14 protein-coding genes are annotated in these 18,237 nt (G+C 39.7%); 6 read left to right on the top strand and 8 right to left on the bottom strand.

What is annotated here, in order from left to right:
• Positions 1-133: 133 nt before the first annotated feature.
• From BUA16_RS04855 to BUA16_RS04845, 3 genes are all read right to left on the bottom strand, one after another.
• Positions 134-841, bottom strand: coding sequence for a hypothetical protein (locus BUA16_RS04855; RefSeq protein ID WP_143150460.1), 708 nt, complete (start codon positions 839-841; stop codon positions 134-136).
• Between the two features lie 49 nt (positions 842-890).
• Positions 891-2,534 carry a gamma-glutamyltransferase gene (gene ggt, locus BUA16_RS04850; RefSeq protein WP_245795521.1) on the bottom strand — a complete coding sequence of 548 codons (1,644 nt, stop codon included), beginning with the start codon at positions 2,532-2,534 and terminating at the stop codon, positions 891-893.
• Between the two features lie 64 nt (positions 2,535-2,598).
• Positions 2,599-3,204, bottom strand: a complete 606-nt coding sequence (locus tag BUA16_RS04845) for an acyl carrier protein phosphodiesterase (protein ID WP_072763514.1) — start codon at positions 3,202-3,204, stop codon at positions 2,599-2,601.
• Positions 3,205-3,300: 96 nt separating this feature from the next.
• On the opposite strand from BUA16_RS04845, the gene glmM reads away from it, so the two are divergent.
• Positions 3,301-4,689 carry a phosphoglucosamine mutase gene (gene glmM / locus BUA16_RS04840; protein ID WP_072763513.1) on the top strand — a complete coding sequence of 463 codons (1,389 nt, stop codon included), beginning with the start codon at positions 3,301-3,303 and terminating at the stop codon, positions 4,687-4,689.
• A gap of 149 nt (positions 4,690-4,838) precedes the next feature.
• On the top strand, positions 4,839-5,627 hold the full coding sequence (locus BUA16_RS04835; RefSeq protein WP_072763512.1) for an endonuclease/exonuclease/phosphatase family protein: 789 nt from the start codon (positions 4,839-4,841) through the stop codon (positions 5,625-5,627).
• Here the strand turns inward: BUA16_RS04835 and BUA16_RS04830 are convergent.
• A complete protein-coding gene (locus BUA16_RS04830) occupies positions 5,617-6,630 on the bottom strand; it encodes a sterol desaturase family protein (RefSeq protein ID WP_072763595.1) in 1,014 nt (337 codons plus the stop codon). The genes BUA16_RS04835 and BUA16_RS04830 overlap by 11 nt on opposite strands.
• A 422-nt stretch (positions 6,631-7,052) precedes the next feature.
• Entirely contained in the window at positions 7,053-7,940 is an 888-nt protein-coding gene (locus BUA16_RS04825) for a lysophospholipid acyltransferase family protein (RefSeq protein ID WP_072763594.1), read from the bottom strand.
• Positions 7,941-7,998: 58 nt separating this feature from the next.
• Here BUA16_RS04825 and BUA16_RS04820 point away from each other — a divergent pair, with 58 nt between their 5' ends.
• On the top strand, positions 7,999-8,649 hold the full coding sequence (locus BUA16_RS04820) for a rhomboid family intramembrane serine protease (protein WP_072763511.1): 651 nt from the start codon (positions 7,999-8,001) through the stop codon (positions 8,647-8,649).
• A 1,152-nt stretch (positions 8,650-9,801) separates the two neighbouring features.
• Here the strand turns inward: BUA16_RS04820 and BUA16_RS04810 are convergent.
• Complete coding sequence (locus BUA16_RS04810; protein ID WP_072763593.1) at positions 9,802-10,932, bottom strand: TlpA disulfide reductase family protein; 1,131 nt, start codon at positions 10,930-10,932, stop codon at positions 9,802-9,804.
• Positions 10,933-11,035: 103 nt separating this feature from the next.
• The gene (locus BUA16_RS04805) at positions 11,036-11,548 is read right to left on the bottom strand and encodes a hypothetical protein (RefSeq protein WP_072763509.1); all 513 of its coding nucleotides are present in this window, start codon (positions 11,546-11,548) and stop codon (positions 11,036-11,038) included.
• A gap of 108 nt (positions 11,549-11,656) precedes the next feature.
• Here BUA16_RS04805 and BUA16_RS04800 point away from each other — a divergent pair, with 108 nt between their 5' ends.
• Positions 11,657-14,554, top strand: a complete 2,898-nt coding sequence (locus tag BUA16_RS04800; RefSeq protein WP_245795519.1) for an FAD-binding and (Fe-S)-binding domain-containing protein — start codon at positions 11,657-11,659, stop codon at positions 14,552-14,554.
• A gap of 22 nt (positions 14,555-14,576) precedes the next feature.
• Here the strand turns inward: BUA16_RS04800 and BUA16_RS04795 are convergent, their stop codons facing one another.
• Positions 14,577-15,482 carry a UDP-2,3-diacylglucosamine diphosphatase gene (locus BUA16_RS04795; RefSeq protein ID WP_072763507.1) on the bottom strand — a complete coding sequence of 302 codons (906 nt, stop codon included), beginning with the start codon at positions 15,480-15,482 and terminating at the stop codon, positions 14,577-14,579.
• A 231-nt stretch (positions 15,483-15,713) separates the two neighbouring features.
• On the opposite strand from BUA16_RS04795, the gene aroC reads away from it, so the two are divergent.
• A complete protein-coding gene (gene aroC / locus BUA16_RS04790) occupies positions 15,714-16,778 on the top strand; it encodes a chorismate synthase (RefSeq protein ID WP_072763592.1) in 1,065 nt (354 codons plus the stop codon).
• Between the two features lie 62 nt (positions 16,779-16,840).
• On the top strand, positions 16,841-18,148 hold the full coding sequence (locus tag BUA16_RS04785; RefSeq protein WP_072763506.1) for a dicarboxylate/amino acid:cation symporter: 1,308 nt from the start codon (positions 16,841-16,843) through the stop codon (positions 18,146-18,148).
• Positions 18,149-18,237 lie beyond the last annotated feature (89 nt).

Here is an 18,237-nt window from a genome sequence, read left to right as displayed (position 1 = left end):
TCCAAGTTAAAATTTAGGCGTACTGCAATAGATTTTCGGTTACCCAATAAACATATTAGACTTTTATTGTTTTTTCCTATTCTCACTAAAAAGTGTAGGAAAATAAGGAGAACACCTCCTTAGAAGCCATGTTCTAATAGGCCTTCACTGCTCCCATACCAATGGTGATAGGGCCTATTTGGTGACTACTGGGTAAGAGGACTCCTGCTGCCGTTTTTTGCCAACCCTCCCAACTAGCTTCCAATCCGCCTAAAGGAATTATTTCCACCCACATTTTAAAGCTTTTTGGAACAGCATCTGGTCCTAAGAGCCATAAATAAGAATCCCCAGGGGTCGTTCCTCCTTGGGTATAGGTGACCAATAAACCTTGGGAGCCATCTTTTAAAGTTACTAAACGACGTTCGGTACCAGGGTCAAAAACTTTGAAAGGAGCAACTAACCAAAAAGAATCGTTATTAAAGTAATCGGTTGCTTTTTGTATTATTTTTTGCTGTTTCTCGGTCTTGAGAAGCCTGTTGTTTTTATACGCCCTACTCTTGCCTTGATGCTTTAAATTTAAATGAACCCTATATTCGTCCCATAGGACCCTAACAGTGTTTTCTTCCTTGTTCCATACATATTGATGTTTCCCCCTGGCAAAAGACCACTCTAATATTGAAGTGTTTTTATAATTATCTTCCTGTATTGCTGTTAGCATTTTCTTTGCCAAGGCATCCGCTTTGGGGCCTTGTTCCCCCTTTGGCAGCTCTTCGTTATAAAAGCCAAACAATAGTCCTAAGGCAAGAATAAAAAGCAGAAGGGAGCCTGCTGTTATGCGGTATATTTTACTTGGTTTTTTCACAGATAATGAATGGTATCACCTAGTGAATAATGGTAGTTGTTTCTCATTTTTAAAACCCTACAGCGGTATCATCACCACGCTTGTCGGCGCCTCCCTCCAAGCTGCCATTGGGCAGTACTAAGATGGCATCGACTTTTCCTATGATCGGATTGTTTTGTTCGTTAATATGGTACCCTTTTGCTTTAAGCTCGTGAATGAGTTTGGGGGCAAATCCATTAGGCTCAAAAACAATGGCATCGGGTAGCCATTGATGGTGAAAACGGGGAGCGTTGACAGCCGCTTGCATGCCCATGCCAAATTCATAGGTATTTAATATGGTTTGGGCTACTGCCGTAATAATGGTAGAACCTCCCGGTGTGCCGACAACCATCCATAGTTTGTCGTCTTTTTCTACTATGGTCGGAGTCATACTGCTCAGCATACGTTTTTCTGGCGCAATACTATTGGCTTCGGCCCCTACCAATCCGAACATATTGGGGACTCCTGGTTTGGCACTGAAATCATCCATCTCATTATTTAGAAAAAAGCCGAGTTCATCGCAATACAATTTAGAGCCATAGCCACCATTAATGGTCGTGGTCGCAGAAACTGCATTTCCATATTGGTCTACAATAGAGTAGTGGGTGGTTTCGGTACTTTCGGTTATTTGGACCTCGCCGTGGGCTACCTCAGATGATTTTGTAGCTTTCTCAAAGGAAAAATCCTGCATCCTTTCCTTTAAATAGCCTTCATTTAACAAGGCTTCCATAGGAATGTCCACATAATCCGGATCCCCTAAATAGTAGTTTCTATCGGCATAAGCCCTGCGCGAAGCTTCGGTAAACAGCTGAATGGTTTTGGCAGAATTATGACCAAACTCGGACACCTTATATGGCTCCATCATTTTAAAGATTTGATGTATGGTAAATCCGCCACTGCTAGGGGGACTCATAGAAATGATTTTAAGCTCCTTATATTCAAATTCAATAGGGTCGCGCCATTTAGCCTCGTACTTGGCCAAATCTTCTTCGGTAACATAACCGCCATTCGCCTGAATGAAATGGGCTAGTTTTTGGGCTACCTCTCCCTTATAAAATCCGGCCTTCCCCTGATCTGAAATTTTTTTCATGGTCCAACCCAAGGCAGGATATTTTATAGTATCCCCAGCGTGGTAGGTTTTGGCAAAAAAGGTACTATCTCCGTTTACTTGTATAAAAATATCCTGGTATTCTGCCAATCGATCTGCTTGTTTTTGGGTAACCACTACGCCTTTTTCGGCTAATTGAATCACTGGGGCTAAAATTTCTTTTAGACTTAGGGTACCAAACTTTTCGTGAACGGCCATCACTCCGGCTACAGTTCCTGGTACTCCAACAGCAGTAGCCCCTAAGGTGCTTTTGTTGGGGATTACATTGCCTAAAGAATCTAAATACATATCCTTATGGGCAGCCAATGGGGCTTTTTCCCTATAATCTAATCCACCAGTCTCGCCATTGGCCTTTCGGTATACCATAAATCCACCGCCACCAATATTTCCCGCATAGGGATAGGCAACGGCCAAAGCCAATTCCGTGGCTACCATGGCGTCAAAGGCATTGCCGCCTTTTTGTAAAATGGCCGTCCCAATTTTGGAAGCTTCTTCTCGGGCAGAAACCACCATCGCCTTTTCAGTGACTAAACCTGTAAGAGGCTTTGTCTCTTGCCTACAACCCATTAGAGAAAGGATAAATAGAATGCTAAAAAAATGTTTTGCTTGCATATATTGTTTTGTTTGACTTTTAAAACACACTTTTTCCTGTTTTTAAGGAGTGGTGCTTTTGTTTGGAAAAGTTTATCAATTCTTCAAAAAAAGAGGTGAATTCAGCTTCAAAATCGGCGTAGTGTTCCTCTAAGTCACCAATGGCCAAATGCATGTTGGATTTGTATTTTGTACGTCGGTTTATATTGGTCAGGGCTGTAGAAATACCTTTTAGTTTAGAATAATTATAGATCCAGTTGTCAGAAACCATATAGGGCATCATATGTTGTACCCGTTCTGGGAGTATGCTATAGTGGTTTTCTAAAAGGGCATAAAAATTTTCGGTATAGTCAACCAAGGGAATATCGCAATAGGCTGCCCAGTTTTTAGCAAGGAAATGGTCATAGTAGATATCTACAATGACCCCGCTATAATGACTGTAGTTGGGATGTAGGCGTTTGGTGCTTTTACGAAACGTTGGGTGGGCATCGGTAAAACTATCAATAGCACGGTGTAATAGAATCCCTTTTTGTATCTCCTCCGGAAATTGCAAGTATTTATTACCCCTAATACTATCCGCTATAAAATTTCCAATAGTTAAATTATCGTTATTAAAGGATAAGTATATGTGTGCTAAAAAATTCATAAATAGCTAGAAATGTTATTAAATTCGAATTTACGAATTAAGAGGCTAGGTTTTAAGCCTATCTCTTATATTTGTAAAAAAACATTAACATACACTATGACTTTAATAAAATCGATTTCTGGTATTCGAGGAACCATTGGCGGGCAGCCAGGAGATAACTTAACTCCTATTGATGCGGTAAAATTTGCAGCCGCGTACGGAATTTGGCTAAAGGAGTATTCCAATAAAGAAAAATTAACCGTCGCGATCGGTAGGGATGCTCGTTTGTCTGGAGAAATGATACAAAACCTTGTGGTATCAACCCTTGTAGGTCTTGGAATAGATATTATAGATCTAGACCTTTCTACCACTCCTACCGTAGAGATTGCCGTTCCCTTAGAAAAGGCCGATGGTGGGATCATTCTTACTGCAAGCCATAACCCAAAACAGTGGAATGCCTTAAAATTGTTAAACGAGAAAGGCGAGTTTTTAGATGCCGCACAAGGAGCTAAAATTTTGGCAATAGCAGAACAGGAAGCCTTTGTTTTTTCTGAGGTAGACGATTTAGGAAGTATCACCAGAAATGATTCTTATATAGATATCCATATCGATGAGGTGTTAGACCTGCCATTGGTGGATGCAGAAGTTATTAAAGCTGCCAAATTTAAGGTGGTAGTCGACGGCGTGAACTCTACCGGAGGGATTGCCATTCCAAAATTGCTAAAAGAACTTGGCGTTGAGGTAGTGGAACTTTATTGTGACCCTACCGGACATTTTCCGCATAACCCAGAACCTTTAAAAGAACATCTAGGCGATATTTGTGAGCTGGTAGTGAAAGAAAAGGCCGATTTTGGAATTGTTGTAGATCCGGATGTAGACCGTTTGGCCTTTATAACCAATGAAGGAGAAATGTTCGGGGAAGAGTATACTTTGGTTGCTTGTGCCGATTATGTTTTGGGAAAAACGAAAGGAAATACCGTGTCTAACCTTTCTTCTTCGAGAGCGCTAAGGGATATTACCTTAAAACACGGAGGTTCTTATGAGGCTTCGGCAGTAGGAGAAGTAAATGTAGTAGCCAAGATGAAAGCCAATAACGCCATTATAGGCGGTGAAGGTAATGGAGGGATCATTTACCCAGAAAGCCATTACGGTAGGGATTCGCTTGTAGGGACAGCCTTGTTCTTAATGCTGATGGCAGAAAGAGGAGGTACGGTTAGCGAGCTAAGAGCTAGTTATCCTAGTTACTTTATGAGCAAAAAGAAAATTGAATTAACCCCAGGATTGGATGTCGATGGTATTTTAACCGCCATGGCCGGAAAATATAAGGATGAAGAAATTTCTACCATTGATGGGGTGAAAATTGATTTTCCAGAGAATTGGGTGCATTTGAGAAAATCCAATACCGAACCTATTATCAGGATTTATACCGAGGCCAAGAGTCAGGCCGATGCTGATGCTTTGGCCGATAGGATTATCGCCGAAATAAAAACGGTAGCAGGAATCTAACACAGATAAAGTTTAGCTAAGGGTCGGGGTTTTATACTGCCGGCCCTATTTTTTATAAGATATGAAATGGGCATAACCGAAAACTGTTTGTAATTACGAATTCAACGATGCCAATTACATATGATCTTTAAAAACAATAAAATCAACATATGAATCTGACCAATTTAAAAATATCTCTTTTTGTTTTTGTAGCTAGCCTGTCTCTTTACAGCAGTGCCCAGGCCGATACCTTGAGGGTGATGAGCTTTAATATCTTACATGGGGCCACCACAAAAAACGATTTTAATCTAGATACCCTTGCCGGGGTCATTAACCATTATAAGCCCCATTTGGTGGCCATGCAGGAGGTAGATTTTAAAACCAAAAGGGCCAAGGAGTACGATTTGCCTACAGAGCTTGGATATAGGACAAAAATGGCATCCCTTTTTGGCCGGGCCATGTATTATGATGGCGGAGAATACGGGGAAGGGGTTTTGTCCCAATATAGCTTTATTGGTAGTGAAAATGTAGCATTGCCGCATTTGCCCACTTCAGAGCCACGGGCAGCCTTGGTAACTAGGGTAAAGACCCAACAAGGAAATACCATCCAATTTGTGGCAACACATTTAGATCATTTAGAAGATGATACGGATAGAGTGATGCAAGCAAAGGCCTTGGTAGATACCTTTAAAGACTCCCCTTTGCCAACCCTTATTGTGGGCGATTTAAATGCTGAAACCGACAGCGAACCTATGAGGATTTTACAGAAGGAATATACGAAAACAGCACATCCGGAAGCTTTTAAGCCGACTTGGCCTTCAGAAAACCCATCGGTTTGTATTGACCATATTTTAGTGAATATGCCCCAAAAATGGAAGGTTATAGCTTATGAGGTGCTATGTGAAAACTATGCTACCGATCATTGTATTATTATGGCCACTTTGGTGTTTACACCTTAGCCACCTTTTTTTGTGAAGGAATGTTTTGTTGTAAATGCGCGTTCCTTACAATTTTTGCCGTTTGATGTTCTCCCGTATGGCTCCATCCGGGAGGCATTACGGTATACAAAAGCTTGTTTTTTAAGCCTGGTGCCCTTGCGATGTCCTTGAACAAGGCAACAAATTCACCGAAATAAACATCCAAAAAATTGCCCGAATTTATTTCTCGGGTGATACCATATTCAATCGCAATATCTGCTTCCTCATTTTGATAGGTGCCGAAAAGCTTATCCCATATATTTAATAGATTACAAAAGTTGGTATCCATATATAGTGGGTTTTTAGCATGATGTACCCTATGGTGCGATGGGGTTAAGATTATTTTGTTCAGAAAACCCATTCGGCCATTTTTCATCAAATTCTCTCCCACATGGATAAATGCTCCGTAAGTACCATCAATAAACATAATTAAAAAAAGCAGGGCAGGATCTACTCCCAATAAAATACAAACCGTTGTTCTTATCGTATCCGCATAAGGAGCTTCCAGAAAAAAATGTGCATGGGTTACCGAAAGATTCATTTCCTCGGGGGCATGGTGGGTAGAATGCAAACACCAGAATAATCGCACTTTATGACCCAAGTAATGGTAGATAAAGTGCCCAAACTCCCAAATGATATAGCCGTAAATAAACCAATACCACGTCATTTCGGTTTGAAACAAGGCATAGGATTGCAATGCTCCTATGATTAATACAACCATGGCAATTGCGATGAACCTTCCAATGAATCTATTAAAGATATAGATAAGAAAATTGACTTTATATACCTTGGTTTGTGGTTTCTTGTAGACTAACCCTAGTATAAATTCAAGGAGAATCAGCAAAGGAATTATGGGGTATATTAAGGCTACTATACCCTCATAGGTGGTAAAACTACTGTAGTTCCCGGTTTTTAATATCTCCCATACCTGTGAGACTCCGAGAAATCCAATGATTTCGTTATATAAGGTTTGCAAAATATCCATGGGCCTGATAGCTGTTTTTAGTGTTACAGCTTTGAAGGTATATTTAAATTGTAAAACTGCAAAATTTAGCAATGTATTTAACCGAATTTCTCTAGTTCATTGATATTCAGTTTAGGAGAGTGATAGACAAATAGAATTCCTAAACTTTTATACAAAAGGGCAGTTAAGGGGTCTATTCAAGACAAAGCATATTTTTTTCTCGGAAGTAAGTTATATGCTTTAAAAAGAAGTCGGTTTCGGTAGTAATTTGCTATTACTGTGTGCAATTAAGATCAAGGGATAAGTTTAAAATCCTGATGTAGCATATCAAATGCGAATTTAAATGAAGCCATAATAGTTTTACCCCACTAGCAAAGGAAAGGTCCGGTCTTGCTGCGGAGTTTTAAGCCAGTAGAATTTAAAGGGAAGTAGCTTAGGAGGGCCTATTGGTACTCCTTCGGAACTTTATCCCGATGCTTCCAACGTCTATGCGACCAAAGGTAATGTTCTGGCCTTTCCTTAATTTGATTTTCGGTGAGTCTGAAAAACTCGTCCGTAATTTCATTTTTCTCGGTATCTTTTCCAGAAAGGGTGATAGGAATGATTTCAGCAGAATAATACCCTCTTTTTACTTTGCTTACCTTCATGAATAAAACGGCTAGGTCTAATTTTTTGGCTAAATTTTCAGGCCCGTTGAAAACAGGAACCTTAACCCCCATGAATTCTCGCCAATATTGGTTTTTTGTAACCCTAGGAGACTGGTCGCTTACCATTCCATACACAGCTAAAACTCCGTTTCTGGCATTTCCGACGACTGTTTTTACGGTTTCTCTTTGCGAAATTAGCTCCGTATTCCATTTCGCCCGAATTTTTTTTATCAAGCGATCGAAATGCTTATTGCCTACTTTTTGATATACTCCATAACCCTTGGTATCTACATGGTTATTGGTACTAATTAACCACTCCCAATTGGCATAGTGTGAGCAAACTACAAGGACGCTTTTGTTTTTTGAAATATCCTGTAACACCTCAATATTGGTTATTTTAAAACGCCTAAAAGCTTCTTTTTTAGAAAGCGACATTGTCTTTACCATTTCTAGGAAAGTGTCGCACATATGATGGTAAAAACCTCTCCGGATCTTAAGAATTTCTTCTTCGGTTTTTTTGGGGAATACAAGTTTTAAATTGTTGTAAACGACTTCCTTACGGTAGCCGACAACATGAAAAACCAACACATATATAAAGTCGGAAAAGAGGTAAAATAACCTAAAAGGCAATATGGAAATAAGCCATAAAAAAGGGTAGGCCAAAAGATATACTAAAAGCTGCATGAAATTTAAATTAGGGCAAATATAACTATATTTGGAACCAAAATTAATTGTTTTATACATGAATAATATACATTTGGCAACTATGGCTATTATGGCCGCCAATGTCCTGGCATCCTTTAAGGGGTTTAAGGATCAATCATTTTTTGAGCGTTATAAATTTGGAGTTGGGGCGATACAAGCTGGGCAAAAAGACAGAATGATTACTTCTGGTTTTCTGCATGTAGATCTTTCCCACCTTTTCTTTAATATGTTTACCTTATATTTTTTCGCCGATGTGGTGATTGGTTGGTTGGGGCCGGCTAAATTTGGGATCATATATTTTATCAGCCTGGTCGCCGGAAGTATTTTGGCCTTGTTTTTTCATAAAAAAGAACCTTTTTACAGTGCTGTCGGTGCCAGTGGGGCCGTGACGGGTATTTTATATGCAGCTATATTGTTGCAACCCGATATGCGTTTGGGAATTATGTTTATTCCAATTCCGTTGCCAGCTTATGTCCTGGGAATTTTGTATTTGTTCTATTCTATCTATGGAATGAAAAACAGATTGGGGAATATTGGTCATACGGCCCATTTTGGAGGGGCAATCGGTGGATATTTGACGACCTTATTATTTAAACCGGAACTGTTACTTACAGATACTTGGATGGTGCTATTATTGGCAATTCCGATCATTATCCTATTTGTTTTAGGGAAACTAGGGAAGCTTTAATACAATCCTATAACACTAACATAGAAAGTAAAACAGATAGGGGGGCTTTTTAAAAGGCTTCCCTATATTTTTAGTTCCTAAAGAAAATGTGGGGCATTCTTTTTTTTAACTTCCCTAACAGCACAAACCAATCAGGGTTTCTCCCTACACTCGATGCCTGATTGCAGTTTGTTTATTTTAGGAACTAGAGGGTTTTGTTAAAGGTTGCTTAGTGGGTTTTTTATTTTAATGCTGTTGCATTTTGTTTGTTTTTTCTTCTAATAAATGCTTTTGATCGTCATTTAAAACGATGCCGATAATAACCCTTTTGTAAATGAGAGAAAGTATACTCCATAAAAATACTTAGAAAAACTAGCGAGATCCTTTCTCGAGCTAAATTGAGCTAGGGTGTTTTATTAATTTAACCGCTCAAAAGCCAATTTCCTAATTTCGTGTTCCTTGCCATGTAGTGCTATGGAAGACAGCGTTGATTTTATGAATACAATCAACGGCTGACCTTGTGTCTTTTCTTGGTAGAAAACTATATCTATGTTACAATATAAGGAATTATATAGTATTATTCTTACTTGTAAAAAAGAAATAAATTAAGATAGGTTTTTCTGAGGCAGTATTAGCAGTGGTTTTGATAGTTTCTTACACCAGGGAAAAAATAAAGTATAGCTATCAGTGTCTAGAGGGCCCATTGTGATGAATTTTTCCCTTTTTACTAAATATGTTTTTAGGGAGATTCCTAGGGATTAGGTTCTTAGTAGTAAAATTTAAGAAAACGATGCTTTAAGCATTAAAAATATACGGTTTACTGTTGTATTATTTTCGCGTTAGGGATCGCAGCGACATCCCCGCAGCAGGGCAAGGGATATAGCGAAGAGCCCGCCCCGTTAGGGGAACGCCCAAATTATTGTTCTTATTATGGACCATAAGGTATTTAGAATAACAGCGACCGCTTCTCATGGTTTTTGGATTCATCTGCTGAGCGGTATTAATAGGGTGTCTTTTTTAGGGGCCGTTTTAGTAATATCGCAGGGGATCTATAGGTTGTTGCATCTTAATAGGGGTGCGGGGAATGGTCTTTTTTATAAAAATAAACGCAAAAAAAAGACTCATAACAAAATGGTTATGAGCCTTTTTAGGAATAATTAGGAACAGTGTTTTTTACTGTAAAAGCTCGGCTATTTTTGCCTCTAATGCAGGTCCTCTTAGGTTTTTTGCAATAATAACACCGTTTTCGTCCAAGATAAAGGTCGCAGGAATTGCGTCAATATTATATAGGCGAGCGATGGCATCATCAAAATAGTCCAAGCTGGAAATATGGTTCCAAGTAAGTTTGTCATCGGCAATGGCTTTTTTCCAATCCTCGGCCTTTCTGTCTAAAGAAACACCAATAATATTTAGACCTTTACTGTGGTATTTGTTGTAGATATTAACCACATTCGGGTTTTCTACTCTACACGGCTTGCACCAAGCTGCCCAGAAATCTATGATGGTAACTTTCCCCATAGCCTCTTTTAAAGACAACTCTCCACCATCTGGTGTTGGTCCTGAAAAATCTGGGGCTACCGCGCCTATTTGAGTGCTCTTTCCCTTTGCTTCACGATCCTTGACAATATCAAGGCTTTTTTGAATTTTCTTAGCTGCTTCGGTTGCCTTGATTTCGGCCGTTAAAGCATCGTACATTTGCTGAGCTTCTTCTGTGGTTATTATTTTAGTGTTAACACCTTTGTCTATTAATAAAGCGGTAATAAGACCTTCAGGGTTTTCCTTAATAAAATTAAGCTCAAAGTTTTTGTATTCTTCCTGTAATTCTGCAAACTCATCACGCAAAGAATTTACGGTAGCCTCTTTGCCTTCCATAGTAGCTTTTTGCAAATCGCCTTGGATAGACATAGCCTTGTCCGATAATTCACGAGATTGTTTAATATATTTCCCGAATATTTTGTTTTGTAGGGTACCCTCTATCTTAGCAAAGCCTAAGCTGTCTTTTTGGGCAGTAAATTCAATAACACCTTTCTCGATAACGATAGGGCTGTATCCCTGGATATCTCCAACAAAGAGGTATGCTAGATCTGGAGCATCTACAGGTCCGCTTATGCTAAATTTTCCATTTTGGACCATGGTGGTATCTATATCGTACGGCTGATTGTTTTCATTGATCTTACGAATAAAAACTTTGGTTCCATCCTCTACATTGCCAGATAGTGTTCCGTTAATAACAAAACCTTCTGGTTTGTTGTCACAGGCAACTATTCCAACAATAACAGCAAGGGATAATATAATTTTTTTCATTTTTAATTTTTTAAATTGTGCAAATGTACTTATATATGTTAAATAAAAAAATAAGGTTCTACCGGGAATGGCTTCTAAGTTACTGCGCAACTGGCAGAATTTATTAAAACTTATAGCGGATCCCCAAGGCGATATCAAAATCAAAATTGTCGGAGAAATTTTTATAGCCTGCCAATCCAATTTCCGGTCTAAAATCTATAGAAAGCAATAAAGGGATGTCAAATGAATATTCGACCCCAATATCTCCTGCTGCAAAAACAAACAGACCTCCGTCTGGTGTCCTTGTATTACCGGGTTCGCTGCCGGGGACAGGAGCAAAGTCAACATTGCCCAGACCTGCACCAGCACCATAGTACCAGTTAAAGTTGTTTTCTATCGGGAAAATCCATTGGTAGAGGGCCGAAACCTTAAAGGCATCAAAATAACGACTATCGCGCCACCCTAAATTGGCCTCTAAACGGTTGAACTCAAAGAGCGATTTTTGATAGGAAATCTCAGCTCCAAAACCATCGCTATCTCCCAGACGCAATCCAAGCGCATGGTCGGAAATTTCTTGGGCATTTCCAGAATACCAAGAACAACACAGCAATAAAGCAAATAATTTCAGGATTTTCATAACATAAGGGGTTCTATTTATTAATTATTTAAAAAAGGAAACTTCATGGTTTCGTTAAAACAATAAAAACTTAATTTAGTGGCCTAATTGTTTTAGGTGGATAAAAATATGCTAAATAAATTAAAAGAACGATTGGAAGGGGAGTTGTTTATAGATAAATTAACAACGACACTATATGCGACCGATGCTTCTGTGTACAGAAAACTACCCATGGCCGTAGCCTATCCAAAAGTTGATAAGGATATTGAAGAAATAATTCTTTTTGCAAAAGAAAATAACATTGGATTAATTCCAAGAACCGCTGGAACATCCTTGGCTGGTCAGTGTGTGGGAGATGGAATTGTGGTTGATGTTTCCAAGTATTTTACCAAAATAATCTCTGTTGATACCGATAAAAAACAAGTCACTGTACAACCAGGTGTTATTCGCGATGAGCTGAATTTGTTTTTAGCACCATATAACTTGTTTTTTGGACCCAATACCTCTACTTCTAACCGCTGTATGATTGGCGGAATGGTAGGGAATAATTCTTCTGGGACCACCTCTATTCAGTACGGTGTTACCCGAGACAAGGTAGTGTCTTTAAAAACGTATCTTTCCGATGGGAGTAGGGCCGAATTTAAAACCCTGTCCCTAAATGAATTTTTGGGAAAAATGTCCCTTGAGAATCTTGAAGGGGAAATTTATAAAAGCCTTCATAAAGAGTTGTCTAACAATGAAATAAAAGAAGAGATTATCAGGGAGTTTCCCAAGCCTGAAATCCATAGGCGGAATACTGGGTATGCCGTTGATGAGCTTCTTAAAAACAATGTATTTGGGCAAGAGGACGAAGGTATAAACCTGTGTAAGTTATTAAGTGGAAGTGAAGGGACCTTGGCGTTTACTACGGAAATTGTTCTGCAGCTCGATGATATTCCGCCTAGTTTGTCGGCAATGGTGGTTACCCACTATAAGACCTTGGAGGATTGTTTAAGCGATGTGGCGCCCTTGATGGTTAACACCCTGCATACCTGTGAAATGATGGATAAGGTGATTTTGGATTGTACCAAAAATAACCGGACCCAATTGGAAAACCGATTCTTCGTAGAAGGCGATCCGGCAGCATTGTTGATGTTAGAGGTGAAATCGAATACCGAAGAAGATTTAGAACTACAGTTGCAGCAGCTTTTACAAACTATAAGGGCTTCTGGGCTAAGCTATGCCAGTCCTGTTTTAAAAGGAGGCGATATTAACAAGGCAATAGAATTAAGAAAAGCAGGCCTAGGGCTGTTAGGGAATATTGTTGGCGACCGTAAGGCCGTTGCCTGTATTGAAGATACTGCCGTTGCTCTAGAAGATTTAAAAGATTTTATCGGTGAATTTTCCCAGATCATGAAGGATTATGAGCAAGAAGCTGTCTATTATGCCCATGCCGGTGCGGGAGAATTGCATTTAAGACCTATCCTAAACCTGAAAAAATCCGAAGATGTAGCCTTGTTTAGGGCTATTACAACAGATGTTGCCAAGCTTACCAAAAAATACAACGGATCTTTTAGTGGGGAACATGGTGATGGTATTGTAAGGGCAGAGTTTATTCCTTTAATGATAGGCGATAATAACTACGAGCTGCTAAAAAGGGTTAAAACCTATTTTGACCCTACTAATATTTTTAACCCAGGTAAAATTGTAGAGGCTTACCCCATGGACGAGTCCCTACGGTATGAAGTAGATAGGAAAGAACCGGAAATAGAAACATTGCTCGATTTTTCGGATAGCGAAGGTATTTTAAAAGCCGCAGAAAAATGTAACGGAAGTGGCGATTGCAGAAAAACCCATCATATGTCCGGGGCTATGTGTCCTAGTTATCACGCTACAAAAAACGAAAAGGATACTACTAGGGGAAGGGCTAATACCTTGCGTGAGTTTTTAACGAGTACCGAAAAAACGAATCGGTTCGACAACAAAGAGCTCAAAGAAGTTTTTGACCTGTGTTTAAGCTGTAAAGCATGTTCTAGTGAATGTCCCAGTAATGTGGATATCGCTACCTTAAAGGCTGAATTTCTCTATCAGTACCAAGAAGAAAACGGCTACCCTTTAAGGGCAAAACTATTTGCTTACAACACAGCTTTAAATAATTTAGGAAGTAAGGTGGCCGGACTTACCAATAGTGTGTATGAATCAAAACTATTAGGCGGTCTGCTTAAAAAATCGGTGGGGGTAGCGCCGCAAAGAAGCTTGCCTAAAGTCTCAAGCTTTGATTTTGATAGTCATCTTAAAACTGTTAAAAATCAGAATAATGTATCCCTCTCCAAGGTAGTGTTGTATATAGATGAGTTTACAAATTATTTGGATGTGGAGTTGGGGCGCGATGCTATTGAGGTGTTGGGGCGTTTAGGGTACGAGGTGACGCTTTTTTATGCAGAAAGCGGACGTACCTATATCTCCAAAGGCTTTTTAAAACAAGCCAAAAAATTGGCCGTGAAAAACATGGAGAAGCTACGGGAGTTTTCTGAAAAAGGCTTGCCTGTATTAGGGCTAGAGCCTTCTGCGGTCCTTACTTTTAGAGATGAATACAAGCGCTTTGGATTTGATAAAAAAGAGATGGAAGCCATTGCAAATAATTCTTTTTTGATAGAAGAGTTTTTGGCCAAAGAAATTGCCAATGGGGTGTTGACGGCAGATTTGTTTACTGCGGAAAAGAAAACCGTGAAAATTCATAATCACTGCCATCAAAAATCTATTTCCAATCAGAAGGTGACTTTTGATATATTAAACCTGCCCAAGAATTATGAAGTGTCTATTATCAACTCTGGCTGCTGTGGTATGGCAGGGTCGTTTGGGTACGAAAAGGAACATTACCAGATAAGTATGCAGGTAGGAGAGCTGAAATTGTTCCCTGCGGTACGCAAAACATCCTCCGATGTAATTATCGCCGCAAACGGCACTAGCTGTAGGCATCAAATCTATGATGGTACCGAAAGAAAAGCAAAGCATCCTATATCTATATTTAAGGAAGCTTTACTGTAATAAATATATGTTTGTAAAGGCTCTACAGTACGGCATTGCCCTTCTGAGAGCCTTTTTTTTCTTTTTTAGGTGCTTTCTTTGCTTTTTTGTTTTTTTTGTCCTTGGGGATATTGGTGGTAATAGTAGCGATCAATTCGTGAATATCCATGGCCTTTAATGCTTCGTCTACAAAGAATGGTGATAGTTTGTCGGCGTTGTAGCGGTATATCTTCCAGCGCTTAAAGGTGTATTCCAAGGCCGTCAGGTTTTCTACCCAATCGCCAGAATTTAAATAAGTACATCTCCCTTTTTCATTTTCGAATATTTCCTTTTTTGGATGGTGAATATGACCACAAACAACATAGTCGTGCTCATTGGCTATGGCCAGTTCCTTAGCGGTATCCTCAAAATTCCGGACAAATTTCACGGCTCCTTTTACGTTGTTCTTTATTTTTTTGGACAAGGAGTATTTCTCTTTGCCCATTTTAAGAAGGCCCCAATTGATTAGTTTGTTTAGTACAATGAGCAAATCGTAGCCGTAGGCACCTATTTTTGCCAGCCATTTTGCATTTTGAATAGAAATATCAAATACGTCACCGTGAAAAAACCATGCCTTTTTTCCGTCAAGATCCAAAATTAACTTGTCCCTGATGTGTATATTTCCCAAAGAAGCACCGCTAAACTTACGCATCATTTCATCGTGGTTCCCGGTGATATAGTACACCTCCGTGCCATTGGCGGCCATGCCTATAATTTTTCTTAAAACCCTTAAATGGGAGGCCGGGAAGTAATGTTTGCTAAACTGCCACATATCTATGATATCCCCGTTTAGGATTAATGTCTTAGGGTTGATGCTGCTTAAATAGGTTAATAATTCGTCGGCATGGCAACCATAAGTACCTAAATGTACATCTGAAATGACCGCTAATTCTATCTGTCTCTTTTTCAATAGTAGAAGTATTTACACAAACTAAGGAGTTTTGTGTAAAGTGAAGGTGAAGGCAGTGATAAGTTAAAAACAGGAATACGTTAAGTTTCCATTAATTTGTGTCATTTATAAATTTTAGGTACAATAAGAAAGGCTTAATTTTTGTATTTCTTTTTTAAAATTTACCTTTGGGTCGCTTAGCGCATGAGATGGGCAGTAAGCTCATATATTACCAATAACTTAATTACGATAATGGCAGGAAATACTTTTGGGAACCTTTTTAAAGTGACCACTTTTGGCGAATCGCACGGTGTGGCAATAGGAGGGGTGTTGGACGGATGTCCGGCAGGAATTAGCTTAGACATAGAAGCAATTCAAAATGATTTGGACAGACGTAAACCAGGTCAGTCGGCCATTGTTACCCAGCGTAAAGAACCCGATACGGTAGAATTTTATTCCGGGATTTTTGAAGGGAAAACAACGGGGACCCCGATTGGTTTTGCTATTCACAATACCAATCAGAAATCACATGATTACTCGCATATCAAGGATTCTTACAGACCTTCCCATGCCGATTATGTGTACGATCAGAAGTATGGCTTTAGAGATTATCGCGGAGGAGGACGAAGTTCGGCACGTGAAACCGCCAGTAGGGTGGTGGCCGGTGCCATAGCGAAACAGTTTTTGGGCGATATGAAAATAAACGCCTTTGTTTCTCAAGTAGGGGAACTGCAATTGAATAAAAATTATACGGAATTAGATTTCTCCCTGATAGAGTCTAATCCTGTACGTTGTCCAGATCAAGAGACTGCCGCCAAAATGGAGGAGTATATCAAAAAAATAAAAAAAGAAGGCGATACAATAGGGGGTGTCATTACCTGTGTGATCCAAAATGTCCCGATAGGTCTTGGAGAACCTGTATTCGATAAGCTCCATGCAGAACTGGGAAAGGCCATGTTGTCTATAAATGCCGTGAAGGGATTTGAATATGGTAGCGGTTTTGAAGGGGTAAAAATGAAAGGTAGCGCACATAATGACCAGTTTAATACCGATGGGACTACCAAAACCAACTATAGCGGTGGTATACAGGGCGGTATAAGCAATGGTATGGACATCTACTTCAAGGTAGCCTTTAAGCCTGTGGCTACAGTTATACAAGCATATGATACTATAGATAAGGAAGGGAATAAAGTTGCCACTCAAGGAAAAGGAAGGCACGACCCATGTGTTGTTCCAAGAGCAGTGCCCATTGTAGAAGCAATGGCCGCATTGGTGATGGCAGATTATACTTTGTTAAATAGGACGATTAAATTATAAAGAGGCTTTCTTGGAGCTTTGTGCTGCAAAATAGTATCTTACTAGTTTAAAAAAATATTTTTATGAAAAAACTGGAATTGCATTGGCGAATTTTATTGGGAATGGTTGGCGGTGTGCTTTTTGCATTGCTGATGATTCAATTTGAATGGGGGCCTAAGGTCGTTTCGGATTGGGTTAAGCCATTCGGTAATATCTTCATCAATTCCTTAAAGTTGATTGCGGTTCCGTTAATTCTGGGCTCACTGATAAAAGGAGTCTCCGATTTAAAGGATATTTCCAAACTCTCTAAAATGGGGGGGAGGACCATAGGGATCTATATTCTTACCACGGTTATAGCGGTATCTATAGGGTTGACCCTTGTGAATTTAATAAAGCCAGGGAATTCGATAAGTGAAGAGACTAGAACTGAGCTTGTTGAAAACTATAAAGGAGATGCAGATTCAAAAATTGCACAAGCCAATAAGCAAAAAGAATCTGGACCCTTACAGGCCTTGGAAGATTTGGTGCCCAGCAATATCTTCAGCGCTGCCAGCGATAATGGCAATATGTTGCAGGTGATCTTTTTTGCTATCTTTTTTGGCGTTGGATTGATTTTGATACCCGAAGAACAGGCGAGTCCTGTGAAGAAATTCTTTGACGGTTTTAACGAAGTAATCCTAAAACTGATCGATCTAATCATGTTAGCCGCGCCTTATGGGGTATTTGCCTTGTTGGCAGCGTTAATAGTAGAATCGCCCAGCATAGATCTGTTTAAAGCCTTGGCATGGTATGCCTTATGTGTAGTGCTAGGGCTGACCCTTATGATCATGGTGTATGTACTATTTGTTTGGGTGTTTACCAAAAGAAGTCCTTCCTTCTTTTTAAAGGGGATTTCTCCTGCTCAGCTCTTGGCCTTCTCTACAAGTTCTAGCGCCGCGACCTTGCCGGTGACTATGGAACGGGTAGAAGAACATCTTGGGGTAGAAGAAGAAGTGGCAAGCTTTGTACTTCCTATCGGGGCAACCATCAATATGGACGGTACGAGCCTATACCAGGCAGTTGCAGCGGTTTTTATCGCCCAGGCCTTTGGTATGGATTTAAGTTTTGCAACCCAATTGGGGATCATAGTAACAGCTACCTTGGCCTCTATTGGGAGTGCTGCGGTCCCAGGAGCAGGGATGGTGATGCTGGTGATCGTTTTGGCACAAGCCGGAATTCCCGAAGCCGGATTAGCATTGATTTTTGCGGTCGATCGCCCCTTGGATATGTGCCGTACCGTTGTGAACGTAACAGGAGATGCGGCCGTTTCTATGATCGTAGGCAAATCTGTAGGTAAATTAGGAGAACCAAAAGTGAAAAATTGGGACGACACCTATAAAAAGGCAGTATAATTAAACCTTATTTTTTACCCCCTCCCCCGAAACGTATAAATTATTTTTCGGGGGTTTGTAATTTCAAAGGATTGTTCTTGTAAATTAGC

Origin of the sequence: Arenibacter nanhaiticus (genome assembly GCF_900141935.1) — a bacterium.
Taxonomy (GTDB): Bacteria; Bacteroidota; Bacteroidia; order Flavobacteriales; family Flavobacteriaceae; genus Arenibacter; species Arenibacter nanhaiticus.
The sequence above is the reverse complement of the archived record's forward strand: the minus strand, read 5'-3'. Positions and strand labels throughout refer to the sequence as shown.